Source organism: Streptomyces sp. ME02-8801-2C, from assembly GCF_033793965.1.
Lineage (GTDB): Bacteria > Actinomycetota > Actinomycetes > Streptomycetales > Streptomycetaceae > Streptomyces.
Genome location: NZ_JARAXP010000001.1, coordinates 574216 through 588305 on the forward strand (window position 1 = coordinate 574216; position 14090 = coordinate 588305).

14 protein-coding genes are annotated in these 14090 nt (G+C 69.3%); 11 read left to right on the forward strand and 3 right to left on the reverse strand.

The annotated features are described in order from the left end of the window. The first annotated feature begins 3 nt into the window (after window positions 1–3). From PV396_RS02540 to PV396_RS02550, 3 genes are all read left to right on the forward strand, one after another. Window positions 4–1248 carry a HAMP domain-containing sensor histidine kinase gene (locus tag PV396_RS02540; protein WP_319199910.1) on the forward strand — a complete coding sequence of 415 codons (1245 nt, stop codon included), beginning with the start codon at window positions 4–6 and terminating at the stop codon, window positions 1246–1248. Between the two features lie 393 nt (window positions 1249–1641). Next, window positions 1642–1938, forward strand: a complete 297-nt coding sequence (locus PV396_RS02545; protein WP_006380512.1) for a DUF4193 domain-containing protein — start codon at window positions 1642–1644, stop codon at window positions 1936–1938. A 13-nt stretch (window positions 1939–1951) separates the two neighbouring features. Further along, a complete protein-coding gene (locus tag PV396_RS02550) occupies window positions 1952–2839 on the forward strand; it encodes a hypothetical protein (RefSeq protein WP_319199911.1) in 888 nt (295 codons plus the stop codon). Between the two features lie 126 nt (window positions 2840–2965). Here PV396_RS02550 and PV396_RS02555 read toward each other — a convergent pair whose 3' ends face one another. After that, on the reverse strand, window positions 2966–3442 hold the full coding sequence (locus PV396_RS02555; protein WP_319199912.1) for a DUF3093 domain-containing protein: 477 nt from the start codon (window positions 3440–3442) through the stop codon (window positions 2966–2968). 58 nt (window positions 3443–3500) lie between these two features. On the opposite strand from PV396_RS02555, the gene PV396_RS02560 reads away from it, so the two are divergent. The 7 genes from PV396_RS02560 (at window position 3501) to PV396_RS02590 (ending at window position 10074) form a co-directional block, all read left to right on the forward strand. Then, window positions 3501–4085, forward strand: a complete 585-nt coding sequence (locus PV396_RS02560; protein ID WP_319199913.1) for a PaaI family thioesterase — start codon at window positions 3501–3503, stop codon at window positions 4083–4085. Window positions 4086–4096: 11 nt separating this feature from the next. After that, complete coding sequence (gene dut, locus PV396_RS02565; protein WP_319200629.1) at window positions 4097–4648, forward strand: dUTP diphosphatase; 552 nt, start codon at window positions 4097–4099, stop codon at window positions 4646–4648. A 1-nt stretch (window position 4649) separates the two neighbouring features. Beyond that, entirely contained in the window at window positions 4650–5414 is a 765-nt protein-coding gene (locus tag PV396_RS02570; protein WP_319199914.1) for a DUF3710 domain-containing protein, read from the forward strand. A 238-nt stretch (window positions 5415–5652) separates the two neighbouring features. Continuing rightward, window positions 5653–8232, forward strand: coding sequence for a sensor histidine kinase KdpD (locus PV396_RS02575; protein WP_319199915.1), 2580 nt, complete (start codon window positions 5653–5655; stop codon window positions 8230–8232). Continuing rightward, window positions 8229–8912 carry a response regulator gene (locus PV396_RS02580; RefSeq protein ID WP_319199916.1) on the forward strand — a complete coding sequence of 228 codons (684 nt, stop codon included), beginning with the start codon at window positions 8229–8231 and terminating at the stop codon, window positions 8910–8912. Before PV396_RS02575 ends, PV396_RS02580 begins: the two co-directional genes overlap by 4 nt. Window positions 8913–8952: 40 nt before the next feature. Next, the gene (locus PV396_RS02585; RefSeq protein ID WP_319199917.1) at window positions 8953–9351 is read left to right on the forward strand and encodes an OB-fold nucleic acid binding domain-containing protein; all 399 of its coding nucleotides are present in this window, start codon (window positions 8953–8955) and stop codon (window positions 9349–9351) included. A gap of 3 nt (window positions 9352–9354) precedes the next feature. Next, window positions 9355–10074, forward strand: coding sequence for a DUF3159 domain-containing protein (locus PV396_RS02590; protein WP_319199918.1), 720 nt, complete (start codon window positions 9355–9357; stop codon window positions 10072–10074). Between the two features lie 137 nt (window positions 10075–10211). Here PV396_RS02590 and PV396_RS02595 read toward each other — a convergent pair whose 3' ends face one another. Both PV396_RS02595 and PV396_RS02600 read right to left on the reverse strand, forming a co-directional pair. Further along, on the reverse strand, window positions 10212–10889 hold the full coding sequence (locus PV396_RS02595; RefSeq protein WP_319199919.1) for a TrkA family potassium uptake protein: 678 nt from the start codon (window positions 10887–10889) through the stop codon (window positions 10212–10214). After that, on the reverse strand, window positions 10889–11560 hold the full coding sequence (locus PV396_RS02600; protein WP_319199920.1) for a potassium channel family protein: 672 nt from the start codon (window positions 11558–11560) through the stop codon (window positions 10889–10891). Before PV396_RS02600 ends, PV396_RS02595 begins: the two co-directional genes overlap by 1 nt. Window positions 11561–11942: 382 nt before the next feature. On the opposite strand from PV396_RS02600, the gene PV396_RS02605 reads away from it, so the two are divergent. Beyond that, the gene (locus PV396_RS02605; RefSeq protein WP_319199921.1) at window positions 11943–13991 is read left to right on the forward strand and encodes an APC family permease; all 2049 of its coding nucleotides are present in this window, start codon (window positions 11943–11945) and stop codon (window positions 13989–13991) included. Window positions 13992–14090: the final 99 nt, after the last annotated feature.

A 14090-nucleotide genomic window follows, 5' to 3' on the forward strand; every position in this document is an offset into this window, starting at 1 on the left:
TCGATGGCCACGACACCCGCTCCCCCGAAGGCGCCTCCGAAGCCCACCTGGGATCCGAGGAAGCCGCAGCAGCTGCCGCTGCCCTGGCTGCGCCCGACCATTCGCATACGGCTCACGCTGCTCTACGGCGGCATGTTCCTGATCGCCGGCATCCTGCTGCTGTCGATCATCTATCTGCTGGCCGCCCAGGCCATCCGCGGGGGCAGCAACCAGTCCTTCCAGATCTCCGGCAGCGGTATCAGCATCACCAGTGACACGTGCCCGGTGCTGAACGCCGCGAACAACGACGACCAGCGCAACGCCGCGCTCAAGGCCTGTAACGACGCCCTGCGGCAGCACGCCCTGGACGATCTGCTCAGCCGCTCGCTGCTCACGCTCCTGGGCCTCGCCGTGATCGCCTTCGCCTTCGGTTACGCCATGGCCGGCCGGGTCCTGACGCCGCTCGGCCGGATCACCCGCACCGCCCGTGCGGTGGCCGGCTCGGACCTGTCGCGCCGGATCGACCTGGACGGCCCCGACGACGAGCTGAAGGAGCTGGCGGACACTCTGGACGACATGCTGGAGCGCCTCCAGCGGGCGTTCACCGCGCAACAGCGGTTCGTCGGCAACGCCTCGCACGAGCTGAGAACACCGCTCGCGATCAATCGCACGCTCCTCGAAGTGCACCTGTCCGATCCGGGGGCGCCGGCGGAGCTCCAGCAGCTCGGCAAGACACTGCTGGCCACCAACGAGCGCAGTGAGCAGCTCGTCGAGGGGCTGCTGCTGCTCGCCCGCAGCGACAACCAGATCATCGAGCGCAAACCGGTCGACCTCGCCGAGGTCGCCTCGCAGGCCGTCGACCAGACGCATGCCGAGGCCGAGGCCAAGGGGGTCGAGTTCCGGGGGAAGCGCGATCCCGCGGTCCTCCAGGGCAACGGCGTACTGCTGGAGCGGATCGCGCTGAACCTCGTCCAGAACGCGGTGCGGTACAACGTGCCGGAGGGCGGCTGGGTCGAGGTGAACACCGTGCTCCAGCACGGGCAGGCGGTGCTGGTCGTCTCAAACACGGGTCCGGTGGTCCCGGCGTACGAGATCGACAACCTCTTCGAGCCCTTCAGGCGGCTGCGTACGGAACGAACGGGCAGTGACAAGGGTGTGGGCCTCGGCCTGTCGATCGCACGCTCTGTGGCGCGCGCTCACGGCGGTCACATTTCGGCCCAGCCGCGTGAGGGGGGTGGGCTCGTGATGCGAGTCGCCCTGCCGATCTGAGATCATGTCGCCGACACGCGAGGATGTTCGCTTTGCGCGGAATTTCCGGGGTACCCTCCCGGCGACTTCGTGTGCGATCGATCACAAGGGCGAATGTGGGCCCATCCACTCTCCGTGATCATGCAGATCACCGTAAGCCCCGGTAAATCCGGGTTTTCGGGGGTCTTGATCACGGGAAGTACACGGTGGGGGCCTTTGAAGTGTGGCAAAGGGACCGTGTACGGTCCCGATCGCCATCCACGCCGATCTCTCCTGAGGGGGTCGGTTGGGTGTCGATTGAGTAACAGACCTTGATGTGAGGCAAAATCTCCGCCTCAGGTCGGGCACAAGTCCGGCCTCTCACGCGTTACCTGCGCTGAGACACCGCAGACACCCAGAGGGGGAGAGCGCGACATGGCAACGGATTACGACACCCCACGCAAGACCGACGACGACGTCGACTCGGACAGTCTTGAAGAACTGAAGGCCAGGAGGAACGACAAGTCGACTTCCTCCGTGGACGTCGACGAGTTCGAGGCCGCCGAGGGCCTCGAGCTGCCCGGAGCGGACCTCTCGAACGAGGAGTTGGCCGTCCGGGTGCTGCCCAAGCAGCAGGACGAGTTCACCTGCATGACCTGCTTCCTGGTGCACCACCGCAGCCAGCTGGCCCGCGAGAAGAACGGTCAGCCGATCTGCCGCGACTGCGACTGAGGCAGGGTCGGCCGTGACTGGCTCGACCCCTCCTTGGAAGCGCCGTCTGCCCTCGCGGGCAGCGGACCACGAGCGAGGCTCATCCGATCCCGGATCGGCCTCGCTCGAACCGGCCGCCGGGCCGGCCGATCACGGGGACGACCTCCCGGTGCCGGCCGTGCCTTCCGTCCCCGTCGCGGGGCGACGGACGGCGGCGATCCGGCAGAAGGCCAGGGAAGGCGTCCGTAAGGGCGGCAGCCGGGCCAGGGCGGGTCTCGCCCACCTCACCGACCGGGTCATCGATATCGCCCCGCGTATCCCCGTACGCGACCTCGCCACCCTCCGCCGGCAGTTCCCGGGCCTCGGGCCCGAGCAGCTCGCGGACAAACTCGTCGCGGGGGCCGCGAGTGCTACGGCGACCGTCGGGGCGGGCATCGGGGCCGCGGCGATGATGCCGGTGCCACCGGCCATGCCGACCGAGCTGGCCGCCGAGATCACCGGCGTGGCCGCGATCGAGCTGAAGCTGATCGCCGAACTGCACGAGGTCTACGGCGCACGGCCACCGGGCAACCTGAAGCAGCGCAGCACCGCGTATCTGAACTCGTGGTCGGGTGAGCGCGGGATCGACGTGACGAAGCCGTCGACGATCAACTCGGCCCTCGGGGGCCAGATGAAGCGCGAACTGCGCCAGCAGATCATGAAGCGGATGGTCCGGGACCTGCCCAACCTGATGCCGTTCATGGTGGGCGCCGCGGTCGGCGCGGTCATGAACCGGCGCGACACCAGAAAGCTCGCGGACCGCATCCGCAAGGACCTGCGCACGTTCCAGATCCCCTGGGACCAGCTCCCGGAACTGCCCGCGCTCAAGCCGCCCGCCGACGCGCTGGACATCGGGAACGGGCCGAAGGAACTCGGGAAGTAGGCGCCCGCGGGGCGACGCGGGTGACCGTGGTGTGCCCACGTGGCGGGCGGGGAAGTCTTTTGCCCGCCACGGAAGAAGAATTTGCCGAGGCGTCCAGCCGCCGCCCGAGCCGCAGTCCGGGACCGCTCAGCCCGCGTCGCGCGCGACAGCCGCCCGCGCAGACTCCAGCGCCGCCACCAGCTGTTCGGGCTCCCGCGTCGACAGATACAGGTACGGGGTCGGGTCCTCGGGGTCCGTGACCTGGACGCGCAGCGCCGTGGGGATGTAGGCGCGCAGCAGCATGAAGGCACGGGTGTCCGCCTTGTACGTCCGCCACGCGCGCGCCTCCTCCGGGCCCAGGATCTCCGCCTCGCCCAGGGCCGCCACCGGGATCTTCGCCTCGCCCGCGATCAACGCGTCGCCCACGACCCGGATCCGGATCGAGCCGTACGAACTCGCCGCCACCGCGGCCACCGCCGTGCCGCCCACCAGGCCGCCGAGCAGGGGCAGCGTGCCGAACGGGAGCAGGATCAGGGCGAAGGAGACGCCGACCAGGAACGAGATCAGCCACCAGGAACGGGGGGCCGTGAGGCGTTCTTCGTAGGGGGAGGCGGAAGGCTGCATGGAGCCAAGCTTGGCATGGTGTCGGTCGACGGCCGACTCGCGGGTAAGGTCTGCGGCTGTGAGTGGTCCTTCCGCAGCTCTGCAGCCTCCCGCCGACGCCGTGGCGCCCGTGCGGCACCCGGACGCGCCCGCGCCGGGCGAGCTCCTCGGTGCCCACTACGAACAGTGTTTCGGATGTGGCGGTGAGCAGGCGCACGGCCTGCACCTGGCCGCGCGGGCCGGAGACGGGGTCACGGTCACCGCCGAGTTCACCGTCCGGGCCGCACACCAGGGCGCTCCCGGCCTTGCCCACGGCGGCGTGCTCGCCAGCGCGCTCGACGAGACCCTCGGCTCGCTGAACTGGCTGCTGCGGACCATCGCGGTGACCGGGCGGCTGGAGACCGAGTTCGTCCGGCCCGTGCCCCTCGGCACCCTGCTGCATCTGGAGGCCGAGGTCACGGCGGTGGCCCGGCGGAAGATCTACTCGACCGCCGTCGGACGCATCGGCGGCCCCGACGGGCCCGTCGCGGTGCGCGCCGACGCCCTCTTCATCGAGGTCAAGGTCGACCACTTCATCGAGAACGGCAGCCCGGAGGAGATTCAGGCGGCCATGAGCGACCCGGACCAGGTCCGGCGCGCCCGCGCATTCGAGGTGAACCCGTGAGCACCGCACCCATGGGCCGGGAGCCTCTGGACGTCCTCATCCGCCGCGTCGATCCGGACGTACCGCTTCCGGCGTATGCGCAGCCGGGCGACGCCGGGGCCGATCTGCGGACCACGCAGGGGTGCGAACTGGCGCCCGGCGAACGGACTGTTCTGCCCACGGGCGTGTCTGTCGCGCTCCCGGAGGGGTACGCGGCCTTCGTGCACCCCCGGTCCGGGCTCGCCGCCCGTTGCGGTGTCGCTCTGGTGAATGCCCCGGGGACGGTTGATGCCGGGTACCGTGGGGAGATCAAGGTGATCGTGGTGAATCTCGACCCGCACGAACCCGTGCGATTCGAGCGCTTCGACAGGATTGCCCAACTGGTCGTCCAGCAGGTCGAGAAGGTCCGCTTCCGGGAGGTCGCGGAACTTCCCGGCTCGGTGCGGGCCGACGGGGGCTTCGGCTCCACCGGCGGTCACGCGGCGGTGGGCGGTGCGAGCGGTCACAGCGGTCAGGCCGCAGTGGGCGGCACAACGGGTGGGAATCGATACGCTTCGGTCGTATCCGACCGGGAAGGACAGTGACGTGTTCGGACGTCGCAAGAAGAAGGGTGCCGCCGAGGACGCGGCCGGCGAGGCCGAGCAGGTCGTCGACAGCGTCGACACTGAGGCGGACGAAGCAGCGGGTTCGCGTGCGCGCGTCCGGCTGGAGCCGGAACCGCGTCCCGACGGGCCCTGGGACGACACCGAGGTGCGCGAGCCCGGCGAGGGCCGGGTGGACCTGGGCGGACTGTTCGTGCCCGGGGTCGACGGCATGGAGCTGCGGGTCGAGGTCGCGGGTGACGCGATCGTCGCGGCGACCGTAGTGCTGCGCGACAGCGCCGTGCAGCTCCAGGCCTTCGCCGCGCCCAAACGCGAGGGCATCTGGGGCGAGGTGCGCGAGGAGATCGCCGGCGGCATCACCCAGCAGGGTGGCATCGTCGACGAGGTCGAGGGGCCGCTGGGCTGGGAGCTGCGGGCGCAGGTGCCGGTGCAGCTGCCGGACGGCACGGGCGGCTTCCAGGTCGTGCGGTTCGTCGGTGTGGACGGTCCGCGGTGGTTCCTGCGGGGTGTCATCTCCGGGCAGGGCGCCGTGCAGCCGCAGGCCGCGGGTCTGCTGGAGCAGATCTTCCGGGACACGGTCGTCGTCCGTGGCGAGGGGCCGATGGCTCCGCGCGACCCGATCGTCCTCAAGCTGCCGAACGACGCGCAGATGGTGCCCGAGGGTGTCCAGCAGGAGGAGCAGGGTTCGCGCTTCGGCGGTGGCATGGGCCAGCTGCAGCGGGGGCCGGAGATCACAGAGGTTCGATAGGTCGGTTGTCTGGCGCCGGCCAGGTGGGGGCTGGTCGCGCCCCGCGGCGGAGCCGCAGATCAGATACAGCCCCGCGCCCCATTCCGGGCTTCGCCCCGGAATGGGGCGCGGTGCGTTCGTCGGTGCGTCAGGGTTGCGTCAAAGACGTGCTCCGGCCTGTCTGCCGTCCCTTTTGTCAACATTGTTGGACGTAGGGTCGACGCTGCGTGAGCAGTGGACACGGGAAGACAATGAGGCCATGGGTCGCGGCAAGCTTCGGATATACCTCGGTGCGGCACCGGGCGTCGGCAAGACGTACGCGATGCTGTCCGAGGCGCACCGCCGTGTGGAGCGGGGCACGGACTGTGTGGTCGCGTTCGTGGAGCACCACAGCAGGCCGCGTACGGAAGTGATGCTGCACGGGCTCGAGGAGATCCCGCGCCAGGAGCTGCCCTACCGCGGAACCGTCTTCACCGAGATGGACGTGGACGCCGTGCTCGCCCGCCGGCCGCAGATCGCCCTGGTGGACGAACTGCCGCACACCAACATCCCCGGCTCGCGCAACACCAAGCGCTGGCAGGACGTGGAGGAGCTGCTGGCGGCGGGTATTGACGTGATATCGACGGTCAACATTCAACATCTTGAGTCGTTGGGTGATGTGGTTGAGTCGATCACTGGTGTACGTCAACAGGAGACCGTCCCCGACGAGGTGGTCCGGCGCGCTGATCAGATCGAGCTCGTCGACATGTCCCCGCAGGCGCTCCGGCGGCGGATGGCCCACGGCAACATCTACAAGTCGGACAAGGTCGATGCGGCTCTCGCCAACTACTTCCGACCGGGGAACCTGACCGCTCTGCGGGAGCTGGCGCTGCTCTGGGTGGCGGACCGGGTCGACGAGTACCTGACCGAGTACCGCAGCGAGCACCAGGTCTCCAGGATCTGGGGCTCGCGCGAGCGGATCGTCGTCGGGCTGACCGGCGGCCCCGAGGGCCGTACGTTGATCCGGCGGGCCGCGCGGCTCGCGGAGAAGGGCGCGGGCGGCGAGGTCATGGCTGTCTACGTCGCCCGCAGCGACGGGCTGACGAACGCCTCGCCGAAGGAGCTGGCCCTCCAGCGCACGCTGGTCGAGGACCTCGGAGGAACGTTTCACCATGTGGTCGGGGACGACGTCCCGGTGGCCCTCCTGGACTTCGCGCGGGGCGTGAACGCCACGCAGATCGTGCTGGGCGTCTCCCGGCGCAAGACCTGGCAGTACGTCTTCGGACCCGGGGTCGGCGCGACCGTGGCCCGGGACTCGGGGCCCGACCTCGATGTCCACCTGATCACCCACGACGAGGCCGGCAAGGGACGAGGGCTGCCCGTCGCCCGGGGAGCGCGGCTCGGGCGGGCGCGGATCATCTCCGGCTGGCTGGTCGGCGTGGCCGGCCCGCTGTTCCTCGCGCTGCTGCTGAACGCCGTGGACCTCGGTCTCGCCAACGACATGCTGCTGTTCCTGGCGCTCACGGTGGCGGCGGCCCTGCTCGGCGGCCTCTACCCGGCCCTCGCCTCGGCGGCCTTCGGCTCGCTGCTGCTGAACTACTACTACACGCCGCCGTACCACCGGCTGACCATCGCCAACCCGAAGAACATCGTCGCCCTGGTGATCTTCTTCGGGGTCGCCCTGTCGGTGGCGTCCGTGGTGGACCTGGCGGCCCGGCGTACACACCAGGCGGCCCGGCTGCGGGCCGAGTCGGAGATCCTCTCCTTCCTCGCGGGGAGCGTTCTGCGCGGTGAGACCAGCCTGGAGGCCCTTCTGGACCGGGTTCGGGAGACATTCGGCATGGAGTCGGTGGCGCTGCTGGAGCGGGCGAGCGATGTCGACCCCTGGACCTGCGCGGGCAGCGTCGGCACCCGGCAGGCCGTGGAGCGGCCGGAGGACGCCGATGTGGACATGCCCGTCGGCGACCACATGGCCCTCGCGCTCTCCGGCCGGGTACTGCCGGCCGCCGACCGGCGTGTGCTGGCCGCGTTCGCCGCCCAGGCGGCCGTGGTGCTGGACCGCCGACGCCTCCAGTCCCAGGCGGACCAGGCCCGCGCCCTCGCCGAGGGCAACCGCATCCGCACGGCGCTGCTCGCCGCCGTCAGCCATGACCTGCGTACACCGCTGGCCGGGATCAAGGCGGCCGTCTCGTCGCTGCGGTCGGACGACGTGGCGTGGTCCGAGGAGGATCAGGCCGAACTGCTGGCCGGCATCGAGGACGGCGCCGACCGGCTCGACCACCTCGTGGGCAACCTGCTGGACATGTCCCGGCTCCAGACCGGCACCGTCACCCCGCTGATCAGGGAGATCGACCTCGACGAGGTCGTGCCGATGGCGCTGGGAGGCGTACCCGAGGACCGTGTCGAGCTGGACATCCCGGAGACCCTGCCGATGGTCGCCGTCGACCCGGGGCTGCTGGAGCGGTCGGTGGCCAACCTGGTCGAGAACGCCGTCAAGTACAGCCCCGACGGGCGGACGGTTCTGGTGGCCGCCAGCGCCATCGCCGAGCGGGTGGAGGTGCGGGTGGTGGACCGTGGGCCGGGCGTGCCGGACGAGGCGAAGGACCGCATTTTCGAGCCGTTCCAGCGATACGGTGACGCTCCGCGCGGGGCCGGGGTGGGACTGGGGCTCGCGGTCGCCCGGGGGTTCGCCGAGGCGATGGGCGGCACCCTGCGTGCCGAGGACACGCCAGGGGGCGGGCTGAGCATGGTGCTCACGGTGCGTGCGACCGAGGCAGCGGCCGGGGCGGCGGGAACAGAGGTGTCGGCGGAGTCGGCGGTGGCCGCGGTTTTGGCGGAGTCGGAGAGGCAGGTGTCATGACCCGGGTGCTGGTGGTCGAGGACGAGCCGCAGATCGTGCGCGCCCTCGTGATCAACCTCAGGGCGCGCAAGTACGAGGTCGACGCGGCCCCCGACGGCGCCACCGCCCTCGAACTCGCCGCCGCCCGGCACCCCGATGTGGTCGTGCTCGACCTCGGACTGCCCGACATGGACGGCGTCGAGGTGATCAAGGGACTCCGGGGCTGGACCCGGGTGCCCATCCTGGTGCTCTCCGCCCGGCACTCGTCCGACGAGAAGGTCGAGGCGCTCGACGCGGGCGCCGACGACTACGTCACCAAGCCCTTCGGCATGGACGAACTGCTGGCCCGGCTGCGGGCGGCCGTCCGCCGGGCCGAGCCCGTCGGGAGCGGTGAGGACGACGTCCTGGTGGAGACCGACGGGTTCACCGTCGACCTGGCCGCGAAAAAGGTCCACCGCGGGGGGCGTGACGTACGGCTGACTCCCACGGAGTGGCATCTGCTGGAGGTGCTCGTGCGCAACACGGGACGGCTGGTCAGCCAGAAACAGCTGCTCCAGGAGGTCTGGGGGCCGTCGTACGGCACGGAGACCAACTATCTACGCGTGTACATGGCACAGCTGCGGCGCAAGCTGGAGGCGGATCCCTCGCACCCGAAGCACTTCATCACCGAACCCGGGATGGGGTATCGGTTCGAGAGGTAGCGGGTACGTCGGTGTCGGTGGGCGCCGGTACGCTTCAGTTATGAGTGCTGTTCCTCGTTCCGAGAAGCCGGTGGGCCGGTTTCGGCGCATGCTCGACCGGCTGTCCTCGTCACAGGAGGACCTGGAGTCCGAGGAGTTGCGCGAGGACACCGTGATCGCCGGCTGTACGCGCATCGGTGACTGCCACGACCGACAGATAGTGACGGTTACTGGTACCTTGCGCACGGTCACGCTACGGCCGAGAGCGGGGGTTCCGGCCCTGGAGGCCGAGCTCTTCGACGGCTCGGCCGCGCTGGACGTGGTGTGGCTCGGCAGACGTTCCATCGTCGGGATAGAGCCGGGGCGCAAGCTGATCGCGTCGGGGCGGATCTCGATGAGCCGGGGCAGGCGTGTGCTGTTCAATCCGAAATACGAACTGAGACCTCTCGGACGGGAGTAGCCGGTGACGTCGCTCGACAAGCCGACCGAAGACGCCCAGCACGATTCCAGGGCGGTGACCGAGGCCGCGCTCTTCGAGGCGTTCGGCGGTCTGCGGGGCATGATCGAGACGGTCCTGCCGGGGCTGCTCTTCGTCACGATCTACACGATCAACAAGGACCTGCACTCGTCGGCCATCGCGGCTCTCGGTGTCTCGGTGCTGCTGGTCGTGGTGCGCCTCGTCATGAAGGACACCGTCAAGCACGCCTTCAGCGGTGTCTTCGGCGTGGCCTTCGGTGTCGTCTTCGCGATGATGACGGGCAACGCCAAGGACTTCTATCTGCCCGGCATGCTCTACACGCTGGGGCTGGCGCTGCTGTACATCATCACGACGTTGTTCGGGGTGCCGTTGCTCGGGGTGATCCTCGGCCCGGTCTTCAAGGAGAACCTCTCCTGGCGCACGCGTAATCCGGGGCGCAAGAAGGCCTACGCGAAGGCCAGTTGGGCGTGGGGGCTGATTCTGCTCGCCAAGTGCGCGATTCTGTTCCCGCTGTACTGGTGGGCGGACACGGCGTCGCTCGGGTGGGTGCTGGTGGCGTTGAAGATCCCGCCGTTCCTGCTGGCCGTGTGGCTCACCTGGGTGTTCCTGGCGAAGGCGCCGGCGCCGATCGATGTGTTCGCGGAGATGGAGGCGGAGGAGCGGGCGGAGGAGCAGCGGAAGGCTGCGGCTTCTTCTTCCGAGTAGGGCGGTGTGTGGGGGTGGGCGTCGGGGATTTTCGCCCCCGCCGCCCCTACCCGTTCCATCCCTTCTGGGGGCTGTGCCCCCAGACCCCCCCTTTCGCGCTGCACGCGCTCGTCCTCAAACGCCGGACGGGCTGAGAGTCAGCTCGGGGCTTCTTCCTTGCGGACCGACAAGAGGTCTTCCAGCTGTTCCTCCCTGGCCTGGGCGGCTACGAACAGGAGTTCGTCGCCTGCTTCCAGGGAGTCCTCCCGGGACGGGGTCAGCACCCGGGTGCCGCGGATGATCGTCACCAGGGACGTGTCCTCCGGCCACTCCACGTCGCCGACCCGGGTACCGGCCAGCGCCGACTCCGGGGGGAGGGTCAGTTCGACGAGGTTGGCGTCGCCGTGGCTGAAGCGGAGCAGGCGTACCAGGTCGCCTACGCTCACCGCCTCCTCGACCAGGGCCGACATCAGACGCGGGGTGGAGACCGCCACGTCCACGCCCCAGGACTCGTTGAACAGCCACTCGTTCTTGGGGTTGTTCACGCGAGCGACGACGCGCGGAACGCCGTACTCCGTCTTCGCGAGCAGGGAGACGACCAGGTTCACCTTGTCGTCGCCCGTCGCGGCGATCACTACGTTGCAGCGCTGCAGCGCGGCCTCGTCCAGTGACGTGATCTCGCAGGCGTCGGCGAGCAGCCACTCCGCCTGGGGTACGCGTTCGACCGAGATGGCCGTGGGGGCCTTGTCGATCAGCAGGATCTCGTGCCCGTTCTCCAGCAGCTCGCCCGCGATCGAGCGGCCCACGGCACCGGCACCGGCAATGGCGACCCTCATCAGTGACCGGCCTCCTCTTCAGGGCCCTCGGCGAAGGACGCCTCGACCTTTTCGACGTCGTCCGTACGCATCATCACGTGCACCAGGTCACCCTCCTGGAGCACCGTCTGCGAGGTGGGCAGTACCGCCTCGCCCAAGCGGGTGAGGAAGGCGACGCGCACGCCGGTCTCGTCCTGCATCCTGCTGATCTTGTGGCCCACCCAGGCCGACGACGCGTGCACCTCGGCGAGCTGGACGCCCCCGGTGGGATCCCGCCACAGCGGCTCCGCGCCGGACGGCAGCAGGCGACGCAGCATCTGGTCGGCCGTCCAGCGGACGGTGGCGACCGTCGGGATGCCCAGGCGCTGGTAGACCTCGGCGCGGCGGGGGTCGTAGATACGGGCCGCGACGTTCTCGATGCCGAACATCTCGCGGGCCACCCGGGCCGCGATGATGTTCGAGTTGTCACCGCTGGAGACGGCGGCGAATGCGCCCGCCTCCTCGATGCCCGCCTCGCGCAGGGTGTCCTGGTCGAAGCCGACCCCGGTGACGCGACGGCCGCCGAACCCGGAGCCCAGTCGTCGGAAGGCGGTGGGGTCCTGGTCGATCACCGCGACCGTGTGCCCCTGTTGCTCCAGGGTCTGCGCGAGAGCGGAGCCCACTCTGCCGCAGCCCATGATGACGATGTGCACGACCGTCCTTCCATCCGTTGACTTGGCTTGAACAGGGTCTCAGACCCCCGCCCAAGCTTCACACGCACGGTCGCCGGAGGGCACCCCTCTACCTGCGGCTGATGCTGCGGACGCTGGCCAGGGTCAGCAGGGCGAGGGCGACGAGAGTGGCGCCGGCGCCGATCAGTTCCGCGGCGAGATCTGGCATGGGGGCTCCTGGAGGACACGGCGGAAGTAAGGGGGGTAAAGCGGGCGTAAGGAGTGCGGTGGTTTCGTCATATAGCCATGAGGACGCGGTCCCGGGGGTGTCCGCCTGTCTCGCATGCCGGAATTTCACTCGGCAGACCGGCGGGATTTCACCCGGATGTGCTCAGAGCAAGTCAGGGAGCTTACGATCCTGTCCGTGTCCAAACTGACCGACGTGCCCAAACGGATCCTGATCGGGCGCGCACTGCGCAGTGATCGGCTCGGCGAAACGCTCCTGCCGAAGCGCATCGCTCTCCCCGTCTTCGCCTCCGACCCGCTCTCCTCCGTCGCCTACGCGCCCGGGGAAGTGCTGCTGGTCCTGTCGATCGCGGGCGTGTCGGCGTACCACTTCAGCCCGTGGATCGCGGTCGCTGTCGTCGTACTGATGTTCACTGTGGTCGCCTCCTATCGGCAGAACGTGCACGCGTACCCGAGCGGTGGCGGCGACTACGAGGTGGCGAACACCAACCTCGGCCCCAAGGCCGGCCTCACGGTCGCCAGTGCCCTGCTCGTCGACTACGTGCTCACCGTCGCCGTGTCGATCGCCTCCGGCATCGAGAACCTCGGCTCCGCCGTCCCCTTCGTCGTCGAGCACAAGGTGTTCTGCGCGATCGCCGTCATCGTGCTGCTGACGCTGATGAACCTCCGGGGCGTCAAGGAGTCCGGGAAGCTCTTCGCGATTCCGACGTATGTGTTCGTCGCGGGCGTCTTCATCATGATCGCGTGGGGTGCGTTCCGCGGCCTGGTGCTCGATGAGACCATGCGTGCGCCGACCGCCGGCTACGAGATCAAGGCCGAACACCAGGGGCTGGCCGGATTCGCGCTGGTGTTCCTGCTGCTGCGTGCCTTCTCCTCCGGCTGCGCCGCGCTCACCGGCGTCGAGGCCATCTCCAACGGCGTGCCGGCCTTCCGTAAGCCCAAGTCCAAGAACGCGGCGACCACGCTCGCGGCGATGGGTCTCCTCGCCGTCACCATGTTCTGCGGAATCATCGTGCTGGCCATGACCACCAAGGTGCGCATGGCCGAGAACCCCGCGCACGACCTGCTGGACAAGGGGGTCGAGGTCGGCTCCGGATACGTCCAGAACCCGGTGATCTCACAGGTCGCCGAGGCCGTGTTCGGTGACGGCAGCTTCTTCTTCATCCTGCTCGCCGCCGCCACCGCACTGGTGCTCTTCCTGGCCGCCAACACCGCGTACAACGGCTTCCCGCTGCTCGGCTCGATCCTCGCGCAGGACCGCTACCTCCCGCGCCAGCTGCACACGCGCGGCGACCGGCTCGCCTTCTCCAACGGCATCGTGCTGCTCGCCGGTGCGGCCGTCCTGCTGGTGTGGATCTACGGGGCGGACTCGACCCGCCTCATCCAGCTGTACATCGTCGGCGTGTTCGTGTCCTTCACGCTCAGCCAGACCGGCATGGTCCGGCACTGGAACCGCCACCTGGCCACCGAGAAGGACCAGGTGAAGCGCCGGCAGATGATGCGCTCCCGCGCGATCAACGCTTTCGGCGCCTTCTTCACCGGCCTTGTGCTGGTCGTCGTACTCGGTACGAAGTTCACGCACGGTGCCTGGGTCGCACTGCTCGGCATGGTGATCTTCTACGCCGTGATGACCGCCATCCGTAAGCACTACGACCGGGTCTCCGAGGAGATCGCCGCCCCGGAGGGCCCGGGCGACGACAGCGCGCGGCCCTCGAGGGTGCACTCGGTCGTCCTGATCTCGAAGATCCACCGGCCCACGCTGCGGGCGCTCGCGTACGCGAAACTGATGCGCTCCGACACCCTGGAGGCGCTCAGCGTCAACGTCGACCCGGTGGAGACGAAGGCGCTGCGGGAGGAGTGGGAGCGGCGGGGGATCACCGTGCCGCTCAAGGTGCTCGACTCGCCGTACCGGGAGATCACCCGGCCGGTGATCGAGTACGTGAAGGGCCTGCGCCGGGAATCGCCGCGCGACGCCGTGTCCGTGATCATCCCGGAGTACGTGGTCGGCCACTGGTACGAGCAGCTGCTGCACAACCAGAGCGCGCTGCGCCTCAAGGGCCGCCTGCTGTTCACACCGGGCGTCATGGTGACGTCGGTGCCCTACCAGCTCCAGTCGTCCGAGGTGGCCAAGAAGCGGGCCCGCAAGCGGCAGGAGTGGAACGCCCCCGGATCCGTGCGGCGCGGGCCCGCGGAGGAGCGGACGAGGGAACCGGGCGCGAAGGACTGACGGCTGTCGGCGACCGGGTCCGGTACGACGGACTTGTGGTGAGCGGCCGGGCGACGCCCACGTAGACTGGTGGGCTGTTGTCCGGCCGTTCCCTTTTCT

Coding starts and splice junctions, on each gene's coding strand:
- PV396_RS02540 (WP_319199910.1), top strand. CDS start 4: ATGGCCACGACACCCGCTCCCCCGAAGGCGCCTCCGAAGCCCACCTGG.
- PV396_RS02545 (WP_006380512.1), top strand. CDS start 1,642: ATGGCAACGGATTACGACACCCCACGCAAGACCGACGACGACGTCGAC.
- PV396_RS02555 (WP_319199912.1), bottom strand. CDS start 3,442: ATGCAGCCTTCCGCCTCCCCCTACGAAGAACGCCTCACGGCCCCCCGT.
- dut (WP_319200629.1), top strand. CDS start 4,097: ATGGGCCGGGAGCCTCTGGACGTCCTCATCCGCCGCGTCGATCCGGAC.
- PV396_RS02575 (WP_319199915.1), top strand. CDS start 5,653: ATGGGTCGCGGCAAGCTTCGGATATACCTCGGTGCGGCACCGGGCGTC.
- PV396_RS02580 (WP_319199916.1), top strand. CDS start 8,229: ATGACCCGGGTGCTGGTGGTCGAGGACGAGCCGCAGATCGTGCGCGCC.
- PV396_RS02585 (WP_319199917.1), top strand. CDS start 8,953: ATGAGTGCTGTTCCTCGTTCCGAGAAGCCGGTGGGCCGGTTTCGGCGC.
- PV396_RS02595 (WP_319199919.1), bottom strand. CDS start 10,889: ATGAGGGTCGCCATTGCCGGTGCCGGTGCCGTGGGCCGCTCGATCGCG.